The sequence below is a fragment of the Scytonema sp. HK-05 genome, from assembly GCF_963872035.1.
Lineage (GTDB): Bacteria > Cyanobacteriota > Cyanobacteriia > Cyanobacteriales > Nostocaceae > Kalymmatonema.
In genome coordinates this window covers 26,332-41,596 of sequence record NZ_CAWMYC010000159.1, presented here as the reverse complement: position 1 = coordinate 41,596, position 15,265 = coordinate 26,332, and the positions used below count along the sequence as shown (strand labels likewise).

5 protein-coding genes and 2 pseudogenes are annotated in these 15,265 nt (G+C 44.0%); 5 read left to right on the top strand and 2 right to left on the bottom strand.

All coding sequences use genetic code 11. The features are described 5' to 3' along the window. Nucleotides 1-237: 237 nt before the first annotated feature. From AACT52_RS37365 to AACT52_RS37355, 3 genes and pseudogenes are all read left to right on the top strand, one after another. A pseudogene (locus AACT52_RS37365) lies at nucleotides 238-1,158 on the top strand (GAF domain-containing protein); the annotation flags it as partial. Nucleotides 1,159-1,194: 36 nt separating this feature from the next. Next, nucleotides 1,195-2,604, top strand: a pseudogene (locus AACT52_RS37360) (ATP-binding protein); the annotation flags it as partial. Nucleotides 2,605-2,638: 34 nt separating this feature from the next. Continuing rightward, nucleotides 2,639-5,407 carry a hybrid sensor histidine kinase/response regulator gene (locus AACT52_RS37355; RefSeq protein ID WP_096549433.1) on the top strand — a complete coding sequence of 923 codons (2,769 nt, stop codon included), beginning with the start codon at nucleotides 2,639-2,641 and terminating at the stop codon, nucleotides 5,405-5,407. 179 nt (nucleotides 5,408-5,586) lie between these two features. Here the strand turns inward: AACT52_RS37355 and AACT52_RS37350 are convergent, their stop codons facing one another. Next, entirely contained in the window at nucleotides 5,587-11,295 is a 5,709-nt protein-coding gene (locus AACT52_RS37350; RefSeq protein WP_073635304.1) for a translocation/assembly module TamB domain-containing protein, read from the bottom strand. Between the two features lie 1,404 nt (nucleotides 11,296-12,699). Then, nucleotides 12,700-13,224: a helix-turn-helix domain-containing protein gene (locus tag AACT52_RS37345; RefSeq protein WP_073635303.1), complete on the bottom strand. Its 525-nt coding sequence runs from the start codon at nucleotides 13,222-13,224 to the stop codon at nucleotides 12,700-12,702. 529 nt (nucleotides 13,225-13,753) lie between these two features. On the opposite strand from AACT52_RS37345, the gene AACT52_RS37340 reads away from it, so the two are divergent. Next, nucleotides 13,754-14,122, top strand: a complete 369-nt coding sequence (locus AACT52_RS37340) for a beta/gamma crystallin-related protein (protein ID WP_073635301.1) — start codon at nucleotides 13,754-13,756, stop codon at nucleotides 14,120-14,122. Nucleotides 14,123-14,383: 261 nt separating this feature from the next. After that, the gene (locus tag AACT52_RS37335) at nucleotides 14,384-14,779 is read left to right on the top strand and encodes a beta/gamma crystallin-related protein (protein ID WP_073635300.1); all 396 of its coding nucleotides are present in this window, start codon (nucleotides 14,384-14,386) and stop codon (nucleotides 14,777-14,779) included. The last annotated feature ends 486 nt before the right edge of the window (nucleotides 14,780-15,265 follow it).

The following is a 15,265-nucleotide window of genomic DNA, read 5'->3' as shown; positions in this document are numbered from 1 at the left end:
GGGCTTCCTCCCCATGTTTGGAAAACAGGGGCTTCCGCCCTTTTATTTTCGGTGAGTATTTACTTTAGGTTAGTTTACTCAAAATTACGTAATTTTAAGTTGAATTACGTTATTAGTGTATAGCTAATACATTTGAAAGAAATTAATGTTATTCCCACGCGTCAAACAGGAGGAGAACTTGTGATTGATGAGGTGAAGAAGGCTAAACCCGAAGACTGTTTGGCTGGGGGTGGGGAGATGGGAGCGCTGATGCGATCGCTCAATTGGTCAACCACTCTATTGGGTCCAGTCAGTCGTTGGCCGCAAAGCTTGCGTACCGCTGTGAGTATCCTCTTGGCCTCGCGCTTCCCGATGCTGATTCATTGGGGACCAGAGCTGGTGCAATTCTACAATGACGGCTTCCGTCCCATCCTCGGTGACCTCAAGCATCCTGGGGCACTAGGACAGCCTGCGTATCCTTGGTGGACAGAAATCTGGGACGTGCTTACTCCGATGTTCGAGCGGGTTTTGGCAGGTGAAGGCACTTGGTATGAAAACCAGTTAATCCTCCCGAACCGCAACGGGTATATCGAGGAGACGTACTTCACGTTCTCCCACAGCCCCATTCGTGACGAGTCGGGTCGTGTCGTCGGCATTTTCCAGGCTGTTACTGAAACCACAGAACGCGTGCTGGATGAACGACGCCTGCGGACGCTGCACGATTTGGGAATCAATACCGCTACGGCGCAAGTGACCCAAGAAGCTTGTAGAATTGCGACTGAAACTTTAAGCCAGAACGCTGCTGATATTCCCTTTGCCCTACTTTATCTGTTAGATGAGAGTAGGAGACAAGCGCATTTGGCAGGAACAGCGGGACTGGAACCTGATACACCCGCTAGCCCTCGAGTTATTGATCTCAGTGCCGAAGACAAACCTGGCTCTTGGCCTTTAGCACGAGTAGCACGCACCGGACAAACCGCACAAGTAGACAATTTGGTAGCTCAATTTGGTGCTTTGCCAGGTGGTCCGTGGCCAGAATCGCCCTGTGTAGCGCTTGTCTTGCCAGTAGCACAACCTGGTGTCACACTGCCTACTGGTCTTTTAGTCGTTGGTATCAGCCCTCGACGTGCTCTTAACGACACCTATCGCAGATTTTTAAGCTTGGTTGCAGGGCAGATAGCAACAGCAGTTGCCAACACTCGCGCCTTGGAGATGGAACGCAAACGCGCTGAAGCCTTAGCGGAACTCGACCGCGCCAAAAGCCAATTTTTGGCTAACATGAGCCACGAACTCCGCACTCCCCTTAACGGGATTTTGGGTTATGCTCAAATCCTCAAAAAAGGCAAAACTATCACAGACCAGCAAAAGAGTGGTCTGAACATTATTCATCAATGCGGTGAACACTTGCTCAATCTGATTAATGATGTTTTAGACATCTCAAAAATTGAGGCTCGGAAAATGGAACTTTATCCCAAAAATTTTCATTTTCCGGAATTTCTGGAAGCAATTGCGGAAATCTGCCGCATTCGTGCTGAACAAAAAGGTATAGAATTAATTTACGAAACTTTAACACCGATTCCTAAAGCCGTCCGAGCAGATGAAAAGCGGTTGCGACAAGTTTTAATTAACTTACTTGGAAATGCAGTTAAGTTTACAGAACAAGGCTACATTACTTTCAAAGTTGGCTATCATCAAGAAAAATTCCGCTTTCAGGTAGAAGATACAGGCATTGGTATTGCTAAGGAGAAATTAGAAGAAATCTTTTTACCATTCCAACAGGTGGGTGAAAAAATCCGCGAGACTGAAGGAACAGGATTGGGACTGACAATTAGCCGTCAATTAGCTGAGTTGATGGGCGGCGATCTGAAAGTAGAAAGTACACTAGGCAAAGGAAGTGTTTTCTGGTTGGACTTAGATTTACCTGAAGTTGAATGGACTGATGTTGCTGATATTTCGGAAAACAATATCATTGGTTTCAAAGGCTTGAAGCGGAAAATTTTGGTAGTAGACGACAAGTGGGCAAATCGTTCTGTGTTGGTCAATATGCTAGAGCCTTTGGGGTTTGAAGTTTTAGAAGCAACTGACGGTTTAGACGGTTTAAACAAAGCTCATCAATTTCAGCCAGATATCATTTTGTTGGACTTGGTGATGCCCGTGATGGACGGCTTTGAAGCGACCCGTCGCCTCAGGATGATGCCGGAGTTGGAAGGGGTTGTGGTGATTGCCATCTCGGCGAGCGTTTTTGATTTCGACCATCAACAAAGTCGGGAAGTCGGTTGCGACGGTTTCCTCCCCAAACCAGTCCGGGAAGCAGACCTTTTGGAAAAAGTACGGGTTCACTTGGGGTTGGAATGGGTTTATGAAGAAATAGACAGCAAGGTACAACTTAGTAGTGAGAACTCAGGACTGAGTACTCAGGACTCTCTTGTGGTTCCACCTGCACAGGAAGTCGCTAGCTTACTTGATTTGGCGATGAGGGGCGACCTCAAAGGCATTATTCAGGAAACCACAAGATTGCAGGAGTTGGATCAGCAATGGGTGCCGTTTGCCACACATCTGCGTCAACTTGCTAAAAGTTTTAAAGGAAAACAAATTCGGCAATTTTTAAAAAATATTAAGAGTTAAAAATATTAAGACTTGAAAATATTAAGAGGTTTAAATGAGTTTTAATAATCATGAAAAAGATGTCATCTTAATCGTCGATGACACTCCCACCAATTTACAAATGCTGTTTGATTTTTTAGAAGATTCCGGCTTGAATGTTGTGGTGGCTGAAGATGGGGAAAGTGCGATTGAAATGGCGGAATACGCCCCGCCCGACTTGATTTTGTTAGATGTACTCATGCCGGAAATGGACGGTTTTGAAACTTGCCGACGCTTGAAAACGAATCAAATCACTCAAGATATTCCTGTCATTTTCTTGACTGCCCTAAGCGATAAGGTGGATAAAGTTAAAGGATTGAAACTTGGGGCAGTGGATTACATCACCAAGCCCTTAGAGCATGAAGAAGTTTTAGCTCGGGTAAACATCCACCTACGCCTGCAAAACCTAACGAAAAGACTCACAGAGCAAAATCAGCGTTTGGAGGTGGAAGTTTCTGAGCGTAAGCAAATAGAGGAAGAACTGCAATGCCAAAAAGATGAATTAGCCAACTGGAAAAATCGCTATGAAGCACTCATTCAGGCAAGTGGTCAGATAATCTACGACTGGAATCCTTATACCAATGAGGTCACCTATGGCGGCAACTTAGAGCAGATATTAGGTTACGATCTAGAGGAGATGTCAGGAGGTTTAAACCAGTGGCTAGAACTCATTCACCCTGAAGATAGAAACCCCTTTCAGCAAGAGAATAACTGCGTTTTATCTACAAAAAAGCCATTTCATTTGTCATACCGTGTTTGTCGCCAAGATGGCACTTACATCACAGTTGAGGACAAAGGGTACTTCTTTTTAGACAGTGCAGGCAATATTGCTCAGATGGCTGGCTTTATTATTGATATCACCGAGCGTAAACGAGCAGAAGAAGAGCGTGAGCAAGCTTTTCAAGCGCTTCAAGAAAGTGAAGCCCGCTTTAGACGCTTGGTTGAATCTAATATTATTGGGATTATTTTAACAGAGTTGAACGGCAAAATTACAGAAGCCAACGATGCCTTTTTGCAGATGGTGGGATATGAACGGGAAGAACTGCTAAAAGGAAAATTGCATTGGGATAAAATGACTCCAGCAGAATATAGCGGTTTGGATGAAAGGGCGATCGCAGAATTAGCCTGTTCTGGAATTTGTACTCCTTTCGAGAAGGAATTCATTCGCAAAGATGGTAGCCGTCTTCCTATTGTGATTGGTGGTGCGCTTCTAGAAGAGTCGCAAAAGAGCATGGTTGGTTTTGTTCTCGATATGACAGAGCGCAACCAAGCAGAACAGAAAATCCGCGAACAAGCCGAGCTGCTTGATATCACGACAGATGCAATTATTGTGCGAGACTTGGATAACCAAATCCTATTTTGGAACAAAGGGGCTGAACGTCTGTACGGATGGAAGGCACAAGAAGTGCTGAGCAAAAATGTCAATGAGCTTTTATATCAACACGAAAGCTTATCTCAACTCTCTAACATTCAGACAAGTTTGGCGGATAGTGGCTCTTGGCAAGGTGAGTTACATCAACTTACAAAAGATGGCAAGGAAATTATCGTTGCTAGCCGGTGGACTTTAGTGCGCGATGAAAATGGACAACCCAAATCCATTCTTACGGTTAAGACTGACATTACAGAGAAAAAACAACTCGAAGCGCAGTTTCTCCGGGTTCAGCGCCTAGAGAGTATCGGTACCTTGGCAAGCGGTATCGCTCATGACCTCAACAATGCGCTCACACCTATGCTGCTGAGTGTACAACTTTTAGAAAAAAAACTCTTGGATGAGCAGAGTCAGCAGTGGCTTTCAATACTTACAACAAATATAAAACGTGGAGCAACTTTGGTCAAACAAGTGCTGTCATTCGCACGCGGAGTTGAGGGTGAGCGTACATCCCTACAGGTAGAGCATATAATCTCAGAAATTGAGCGTATTACTCAACAGACATTTCCCAAAAGCATTGAAGTCCGCACCCATGGAACAGCGCAAAACCTTTGGAGTATCACAAGCAATACGACTCAACTGCACCAAGTTCTGATGAATCTCTGCATTAATGCTCGTGATGCTATGCCTAATGGCGGTCTCCTGGAAATTTCTGCGAAAAATCTTTGCATTGATAGTCATTATGCCCGAATGAATATTGAAGCTAAGGTCGGTCCCTACGTTGTCCTAACAGTATCTGATACGGGAGTTGGGATTAATAGAGAAATCATTGAGCGAATTTTTGAACCATTTTTCACAACAAAAGAAGTGGGCAAAGGTACAGGTCTTGGTCTTTCAACAGTCATGGGCATTGTTAAAAGCCACGGCGGTTTTGTCAATGTCGTTAGTGAAATCGGAAAGGGGACAAAATTCCATGTGTACTTACCCGCAACGCCGACAACTCAAACAGATGGTTTACTCACACCTGATCATGAATTACCGATTGGACTTGGAGAATTGATTCTTGTTGTTGATGACGAAGATTCAATTTGTGAGGTGACTAAAACAGTGTTGGAAAACTATGGCTACAAGGTTTTAGTTGCTAAGGATGGAATTGAGGCACTGGCGCTGTATACGCAACATAAGAAAAAAATTAGTGTTGTGTTAATTGATATGATGATGCCGTCTATGGATGGTTCAACTACGGTCAAAGTATTAAAAACGATGAACCCACAGGTTAAGATTATTGCTGTTAGCGGACTTGTGACCTCTAAGATGGCTCAACTCCTTGGTAATAGTGTCAAAACCTTTTTATCAAAGCCCTACACGTCAGATGAGTTGTTGAAAAAGTTACAGTTCGTTCTCAACAGCAACTAAAAAACCAATTTAAGTAGGTCGGTACAAATAAAGTTAACTCGTTAAGGCAGTCATTAGTCATTAGTCATTAGTCATTAGTCATTAGTCATTAGTAAGGGTTGGTGGCGTTTTTACATTTCTTAACTAGCTGGTGTTTATTTCCACCTATCTACTTAATTTCTATTTTACCGCTAGCTAAGCTAAAATCGTGTCTCGTACTCAAATAGGAGACGACTTTCGTCTGCTAAATTAGTTGAGCCTCGCACCAGAATATCGTCATTAACTCTATATAAGAGGTTGTAATTGAAAGGCTGATCACCCAAGAAAACTGCCGATAGAGAAACAGATAAATTCCTACTAATATCAAACACACCTTCTGCTGCTAAGCCGAGAACTGAAGCTGATTCTTGGTTCGAGATAGAGGTAGGATAGATACGAAACTCACTAAAGCCAATCGCCTGTCCTAGCGCAGTAATGCTTCCTTGCAAACTACCGAATATTGTAGAACCAGCTAGGGTGGCAATTCCAACTGTTGCGTCTGCTTGATTCAAGCTATTAATAATAGAACCGCCCAACAGGGAAATAATTTCTGCTTCACTACGGCTGGGTTGGCTGGTCAATTCTAGATTATCAGATAATTGACTCGCTGGTCCTGTTGCTCTGGCTTGAACGCGAACGGTACGTAAAGTCCCAAAGTCAATTGCAGAAACATCACTGATTTCGCTAGAAAAAGGAGATCTCAAAGTGCGACCACTTGTTCCTCCCGTTGTCTCCGGTACAAGTGCTACAAGCCGAACATCTAGGACGGGGTCGAGTCCTCGACTGGGAGTAAACTCCGCAGTTTGTTCATAGCCCCGATCTAAGGTAAACTGAGCTGTAAATAAGTTAACCTGTCCTCCTGTAAGACGAATGACTCCTTGGGGCAGAGGCTTCGCTAACGTACCATTAATAGTCAAATTGCCTTTTGCGTCAAAGGTGAGTAGAGATGGACTCAACTCGCCTCCTGGTACAAAGCCGCCGAGTATGGGCGCAGTGGAGACACGAACATTGTTACCTAGAATCAGCCTTAAACCATCAAACTCTATAGGTAAATTAGGTCGAGTCGCAGTAGCCGTTGCGTTACCTCCTTGTGTACCTGGTTGTTCTAAGCCGAAAGTCGTTGTTGCGCCATCAGGTGTGCTAGTTCCTCCCGTATTTGTTGGTTGTGCGCCGAAAGTCGTTGTTGCGCCATCCGGTGTGCTAGTTCCTTGCGTATTTGTTGGTTGTGCCCTGAAAATAGTTGTTGCGTTATCTGTTGCGTTCCCGTTTTGTGTACCTGATGGTTTTGCACCAGCTGTATTGGATTGTCCAATCAACACCTGACCATTGTTGAGCTGAATCGTTCCGCCAATGTCAGGGGATAGCGCTGTTCCACCAATGAGGACATCACCACTGACACCTCCTTGATACAGCCCTTGAACATTCAAATTCAGATTGTTTACTGATACGGTGAGGGGATTTGTTGCGGCTTCGGCTTGTGCTGCTTGACGTGCAAAAATGGGAAGGACTCCCGCAGCAGTCACTGCACCCTTATTGTATTGCCCTTGAAGGCTCTCAACAGTCAGCGTATCGCCGTTAAATTGGAGTGTTCCTGTGACATTTGTCAAGGGGTCAGGTAAAGCTTGAGCCTGAAAAGTTGCATTATTAACTGTGGCGACTCCGTTGATAATCGGCTGGTTTAAAGTCCCTTGAACATCTACATTCACTTGCCCTTGACCATTCACCCAAGTGACTTGCTGATTGGTAAACAAGTTTAACAGCGCCAAGCCTTCATCCTGCACTCTGGCGTTGATGCTGATTTGATTGCTATCTGGTTGAACTGAAGCAAAAGGCAACCCAAAAGGTACGCTACCTGCAATCTGAACTGGCTGTGTCCCAGTCACCAACACGGTACTGCCAAAATTGAGACGAGCATTGTTATAATTGAAACTCACTTGCCCAGTCTGCACTGCTTGTTTGTTGATAGTACCATCCACCAGCGTCAGTTCACCGATCGCTCTGGGGTCTTTTAAATCACCACCTAAAGTAGCGACAGCATTCACATTCCCTGTGACATCGACTGGATATCTTTCTATAAAAGGCTGTAGAAGTGATAAAGGTAAACTTGCGACACGCAACTGTCCAGACAGTTGTTCAGTTCCTAACTGTCCTGTAAATGCCAGGGAGCCTGGATTCAAATCTACACGCAATGGCAACAGTGTCACAACACCATTTGCAAAAGTGCCTCTAGCTATGACATCATTAATCGAGTATTTACCCCATTGCCAGTTATTGCCCTGAAAATTAAAGCTGGCATTTAACCCTGACTGTAATGAGCCAGCCACTTCAATTCCTCCGCTCAAGGCACCCTGTAATTCTGCAAGTGTGGGTAAAGTCGTTGGTTCTTTTTGCTGTGCTTGTTCTTCTACGACTCGGGTTGCAATTTGTGAGAAATACTTTAGCTGTGATAACAAATCTGCGTTTGGCAAACTCCGAGGCTGAGTTTGAAGTACCTCTGCTCCTGCCAAATCCGGACCCTGCAACCCTCCAGCAAAATCCCCAAAATCAAAGACATTGAATGCTTGTAGAAGTCTGTCGATTCTGGTTTGGTCAAAATTAGCTTGGAATTGAAATTGCGGGTTGTTCCCTGTTTGCACATTTCCACTCAGGGCGATGCTGCTTTCTGCTATCCGCAATTGACCATTCGTTAAGCTAGCAGCACCATCGGCATAACTGATGTTACCCCGAAATTCATCTGCTGTGACTCTACCAACGCGAGGTTTGGCGATCGCCACTTCTCCCGCAGCGCTATAGTTATTCAGATTAACGACTAAATCGCCGGATGCTTGCCCTGCAAGAGGTTTCAGTGTATTATTAGGAACAAACCCACTCAGAATAGCTACAGGAAAATCTCGCACGTTGACAAGCAAGTTTTCTCCTTCAGTTCTGCCAGTGGCAACTGCTTGATCACGTCGGAACAAAAATGAACTTGGGCGATTGTTTGCATCAATATTAACTGCAATTTGGTCTTGTCTACCGGCAACTTGCAGTTGTCCACCTTGCCCGCCCTGATATTTTACATTCCCAGCTAATACCGGGTCAAACGCCAAACCACTGACATTCAAATTCTCTAGCCGGATGTTTCCCACAGCATTAGGAGTCGTTGGCGTACCTGTGAGTTGTCCTGTGAAATTAAGTCGCCCCGCTAACGCTATGTTACCAGGAAGATTGGAACTCGCTTTTTGCAGGTTATAATTGCGTGCTTGCACATTGAGATTAAAACCACTGACTTGAGGTGTGCCAGTTTCGGGGACTTGAACTGCAACAACACCGTTAGCACTCAGCCCGGGGGAAGTTGCGTTTTGCAGAATAATCTGTTGCCCATTCCACTGAACTTGTGCTGTGATTGGTTGTGCAAGCAGTGATAACCCTTGTGACAAGCCTACTTGTCCTGCGGCGCGAATATTTGAAAGCGCAAAAGATTCGGTTGTTCCTGCTAACTGCAAGTTGCTATTGAGTCGTCCTTGCAGTTGTTGTGAAAAACGGTTGAGTTGAACTTGGGAAACATTAGCAAGGGCTTGCCAGCGACCATTATCAAGGCTAATATTCCTAACGTTAACTGTACCTCCTGCCACATTACGCAGACTTGCCTGTCCTGAAGCTTGAATGGTTGACGGTTGGAACGATGCAGTACTTCCTGACAAATTCAACTGACTGCTTAAGACTCCCGCTTGAAGCTGGGGTGGTACCTGTGCAAAACGGCTCAATTGTAGTTGCTGGGCATTAACAAAAGCCTGCCAGCGACCTTGTGCAAGTTGACCCCTGCCTCTAATTGTACTACCTGCTACTTTGACAACAGCATCTCGGAAGAGAACACTATTACCTTGTTGATTGACAACAACTTGTCCACTCGTGGGATAAGTGGCTGTGGGTGCTGAAACCTGCGCGACTGTTTGCAAATTGCCAAGTGAGCCAAAAATCCTGGCGTTTGCTGATACATTGCCAATTGTAATCGGAGGTGAAGTCTTGTAAGCTTTGGCAATAGCATCGCCGGGTAAATTCTGAGCTTGCACATTAAATGAAACTCTACCCCGAGGTGCAAGCTGAACTTGACCGTTTGCCGTGATTTGTCCTCCTACTTCTGGAGTCGCCTGAACTCTCGCAACATTCACTGTTAAAGGTTGCGCACCTAGTCTTCCAGACACTGTGGCGTTAGCGGATACACCACCAATGTTGATGGGAACTGAAACGCCGTAACCTTGGGCGATCGCATTTGCTGGTATACCTTGAGCTTGAACATTTAACGCAACGTTACCTTGGGGGACAAGTTGAACTCGACCGTTTGCTGTGATTTCTCCTCCCGCTGGCGGTGTCGCTTTAACGCTAGATATGTTAAGCGTCAATGGCTGTGTGCCGCCTCCGGGTGAACCAGAAACTTCGGCTTTGGCTGACACATTCCCAATACTGGTGGGGAGAGTCAAGCCGTAAGCACTAGCAAGTGCATCTGCTGACACACCTTCAGCTTGCAGATTAAACTTCACTCCACCTTGTTGAGGTTTAGATCCGAGTTGAATTTGACCGTTCCCTGTAATTTGTCCACCTGCGGCTGGGATTAATTGCAGGTTAGAAACGGCTACTTGAGATCCGGCTTTAGATAGACTTAACCGAAAGCCAGTGCTAAGACCATTGAATAAAACGCGGTCAACTTGAACAGGTTTGATGTTGCTTGCGGTTCCGCTGAGAATGGGTTGTTGAATTGGTCCTTGCAACTGAATTTTTGATTGTACTTCTCCAGCAACCGGAACTGGCAATTTCGCATTCAGCGTGTCTAGAAGATTTTTGGCACTAACCGCCTTTACCTGAGCAGAAATGTTGTAACCTGTTTGGAGATTGAGAGCTCCATTTGCCAGAACGGGAACTGTGCCATAGTTCGTACTCAGATTTTCTACACCAACTGTCTGACCTTGGAACGTTAATCTGCCATTGGAATTGATAAACTTTTGGGGAACGTTTTGAATTTGAGCAGTGACTTTATTGGCGATCGCCGTTCCATTAATCGCAATTTCCTGCTGATTGGCTTGTTGCTGATCAGGCTGTAATTGAACCGCTAAGTCAGCATCTACACGACCTGATTGCAAAGCAATTGGTAGCTCAATTAATCGACTAACATTGGCTGCTTCCAGATTTTGCGCTTGCAGCTTGACGTTAGTTTGTAGTGTTTTCAGTTGTGTCTCACCAACTATTTTGACTGTTCCTCCCGTGGTTGGTTGAGCACCGAGATCATAGCTAATTCCTTGATTTTGAGACAGAATTCGCGCTGTACCATTTACCTGATCTAACGCAACTGAACCTTTAGGTTTGTTTGGTGTCGGATTTGGCACCAACACCACATCTCCATTCTGAAGCCGTATTGTCTGCAGCTCAGTTTGAATAAAACCTTTTCCTTCTCCCGTCTTCAGTTGAGTTGTTACCCAGCGTCCCTGTTTATCTTGTTCAAGATACACATCAGGCTGAACTAGAGTAACATTTAATGCCAATGTCCGGTTAAAAAGGAGCCGCAAAGGGGAAAACTGTACATCCACAGCTTTTGCTGCAACTCTATCTGGATCATTGGGAGTTGCTGGTACCGATAACGCTCCGAATCTCAAACTAGAAAGCGAAAATCGCTCAACTGCCCCTAATTTTACTGGTCTTCCAAGCAACTGCTGAAGATTGCTCTCCACAAATGGTGCTAAATCTTTATAAACATAGTTCCTAGCCCACCAAACACCACCTGCAATTCCAGCTAGCAAAATCACTCCCACAGCAAGACTAGTACGTCCTAAGAGGAGAAGCCACAGACGACGGTTAGAAGGCTCCTGTTCATTTCCTGACTTTGGAGAGCGCGTCATAAGTCGTTACCAGTACTGTACTTTAGAGCAGTGAGATGAGCGGGTGAGTGTTTGAAAAAGCAAGTCAAAAGCTATGGTTCCAAGTTGTGACTCCAAAACAACACAGAACTATGTTACTGGAAAGTGTTCTTTGTTGGAACTAGATTCATGAGTTCTGATCAACGTGACAGCTTGACTGTAATTGCATTAACACTGAAAATGACTATAGCGAGAAGACAGGGTTAAATGGTGTAAATCTGGTGGAGAAATTCAGATTATTAGAAAAAATATGACTTAAGAAGTATTTTGACGCTGCCAAAAGGAATATTTAACGGTGTTCAGTTATCACTTAAATAAGAATTCTTTTGATTTTGTACGTAGTATAAAAAAGCATTGAATAGTTAGAAGAAATTTATTTTATTTTGATTACGGAAAAGTTTAAAAAACTCAGAAGAACACAGAATGCAGAACTTTGCAGCGAAGAATGACCCCAAAGGATGTTGACCGGAAATAATGGGATACAAGCCCCGTCCTCAAAGGACGGCTTTTTCGGATATTGTGGGATAATTTAAATAGTCGCCATAGGGCATTGGGAGACTTTAAACGAACGTCGAGGGATGGTAAGACTATTTAGGTAGCACAACCCAATGAAACGTTAAGGAATCCTCTTTCCTTTAGGAAGAGGAGGTATGTCAAGCAGAGAAACCCTGTTCGCGTAGCGTGCCATTCCCTGCCATAGGCAGGTTTTCCGCGCCCAAGGAACTGAGCGCAAAGTGCATGCTGCACATAAGTCTGCGGCACGCTTTGCGCTTACGGGAAATTCGGCGTTGCTGAATCAAGATATGATACCAAATCCGCTTTTATAACCACCTTTTAGCCCAGGCGATTAGAAATCGCGGCTACACAAACAAAGCGATTAGAAATCGCGGCTACACAAACAAAGTCCGCGTAGGCGGACTAAATTATAAAGGGGGTATTAGATCAGGATTTGGTATGAATTTCAAAATTCTCATTGATGTAGAGACGTTGCATGCAACGTCTCTACAGAGATTGCAGCAAATTGAACATCGTGCTACAACCATAATTCATTACCAAATTCAGCAATGCCGGAAATTCAGTTGACCTCTTGCATCTGTTTGATTCCATCTGTGTCCACCCCCCTCATTCCCCCCTCTTGAGGGGGGAAGACAGAGGAAAAACTTTTATTTATTGTCCATCTGTGGTTAATTATTCTTTTTTTTCGACTTTTGCAAGAAGTCTAGCATCGAACAATTCTTTTTTTCTCAAAAGAACGTATTTTGAGCGATTATATCTTCTGAATCATGGCTTTAAAAAGCAGAACTAATTACTGGTCTTTCTCAAACTGAATTGCCAAAAGACATCAGGCGATGTAGAAGATGACGGCAGTCCGTGACGGGGATTTTCTTAGCTGTAGCAATGACTTGGTGGCAAATCTTGAATTCTAATGCTGGAATTTTGTTGGCTTGAAGTTTGTTTCTCAGTTGTGTTGTCTTTCAGTCGAGTGGAAAGCCCCATTTCCTTAAGCAAACGGTTGATGTGGCAACTGCTAACCTGCATCGCCAGTTCTTTCGCCAGATGCTTGCTTAACCATTGCGCTGTCCAGCGTTGAAATGAATAGCCATATTCACGCGGACTATGGCTTACCAGTTCTTTCAACCGAACGAGATATTGCTCATTCACAGTCTTGGGACGTCCCATCGGGCGATCGCCCCAATTATGAGCGTTACCTGTTTGTGCCATGACAATCCAATACCGTGCAGTTTCTTGAGCGCATCCTAGAGCTTCACAGATTTGAGTCTGAGATTGACCCGCATCTGCCAACAGCATAATTTCAATGCGACGGCGATATTCTGGGCGTAAGTCGGTTTCTAGACTCTTAAGCAGAAACTTGCGCTGAAAAGGTGTTAGGTAAAGACTCTGATTTTCCACAGCGATTCCTCTTTGTAAAACTTGGGGGTGTTGGAAGTTCGTCTGGATGCTTCGCAACGAACCTCTGTCTACTTCTCGGAATCAAAAGTCCAGGAATTCCACAACTCGTTACAAAATTTCACACTAATTGGTGAACGGTCAGAAGTCTCGCTTTTCAGGCGTTGGTGCTGTACCGGCGCTCAAGCACCATCTGCAACCAGAGGAGATAGCCTCAGTTTCAAATTGCATGATTCGGAGTAGTGAGAGCGCATTACTGTACTTTAATTTGGAAGACAAAAGTACCTTGTTTTTTGAACAGAAAAGATTTTAAAAATAAAAACATAACTCATTGAGTTATGCAGAAATAACAAATTTAAAACCCTTGCCATACTAGATTTAATTTCAGAATATAGAAGTGTGATTAGCGAAGAGAAAGTTAATTACAACTCACCAATAAATAGTTTGTTGAAGTGACAACTATTTAGTCACTAATTACAAACCCTTTGGCAATTGACAACATAAAATCTTACACTGTACAAGGAGAAAGAAGATGAAAGAAGCTGAGAATGAACAACTGTTTCAGGAACTTGACAATGAGGTTGCTGCTACCTGTAGCGGAGGTGTTGCATATTTATACGAGAATGATGGATTTAATCAAGGAGATTCAGGGCGAAGGCTGACGTTTTATGAAGGTACTGACGACCTGCGCATTTACAATTTCAACGACGAAACCTCATCTATTAAGATTACAGGGGATAAATCATGGGTGTTTTATCCAGACATAAACAACCAAGGTGCTCCTGTAACACTTCGACCTGGAGAATACAATTTATCCCAGTTACAACAACGAGGGATTCGAAACGACTCGATTAGTTCTCTAAGACGCAGCGATATTCCTGCTTCCAGGGTCCTCGTTTAGTTCTCTCATCTGATTAAACAAACTGATTAGACCAACTGTGGTGCAGCCTGCCTTGCCACTGTTGCCAAACACTCAGGACGCATCTTTGCTATTAGTTTTGTGAAGGAATATTACAAGAACTAATGCCTTGCGTAAAACACAGACATAACTCTCCGAGTAATAGGTAGCAACTCAAAACAACAAGTTTTGTGCTTGCAAACAAAAACTGTAGTTCCTCAAGGAACAACACAGAACAATTCACACTTAATTAGGAGAAAAAAGATGAAAGACAATCAGCATGAACAACTGTTCAGCGAATTAACTGCCGAATTTGAAGCAACTCCTGCCTTCCAGGAACTTAACGATGAGGTTGCTGCTACTTGTAGTGGTGGTGCTGCACCTGTTACTTTGTATGAAGACGCATATTTATCCGGCGATAGGCAGGATATTTTCGGAAACGATCGTGACCTTCGCAACGGTCCCTTCCAAGGCTTCAACGACAGAACCTCATCTATCATCATTCGTGAAGGAAAATGGGAGCTGTTTTCCGATAAAGAGTATTCGCAGGGTACAGGGTCACGTAAGAATCCTTTAGGTCCAGGGGTATACAATACTGCCACAGATTTTGGCTTGGCGAACGACTCATTATCCTCAATTAGGAGGGTTAGGGGGACTTAAACATTTTTGAGGGAAAAACAAGCCTCAAAACCATACAGGGTAAGGGAAATACACCAAATGCTCAAAAATGGCTCAAACCTAGATATATCAACAAACTAAGCGAATGATGTCAAAGTCTTTCTATATATAGATTTGAGGCTTTTTTATGAGTGTTTTTTGTCTAAGTCCCATAGCGTTGGATTAAACACCAACCTTGGCTGAGTTATATGCTCTCTTGCTAGTAGGGGCGAAACACGCCTCGCCCCTATTTTTTGTGAGTTTGCAATCAAAGAATTTACACTCTGTCCGAATAGCGAACTATTCAAACAAACTGATTAGATCAGTAGAACATTTACAGCGATCAAGACTTTCCCTTGATCGGTTTATCTCCAACAAAGCGAGACATAACACATTTGTTGTTGATTGTTTTGAAAGATGCAAGAAGCGTACCTTTCCAAAAATTAACAACAGAGCTAGATGGTTTTAGTTTTGACGATGAAATCTCAA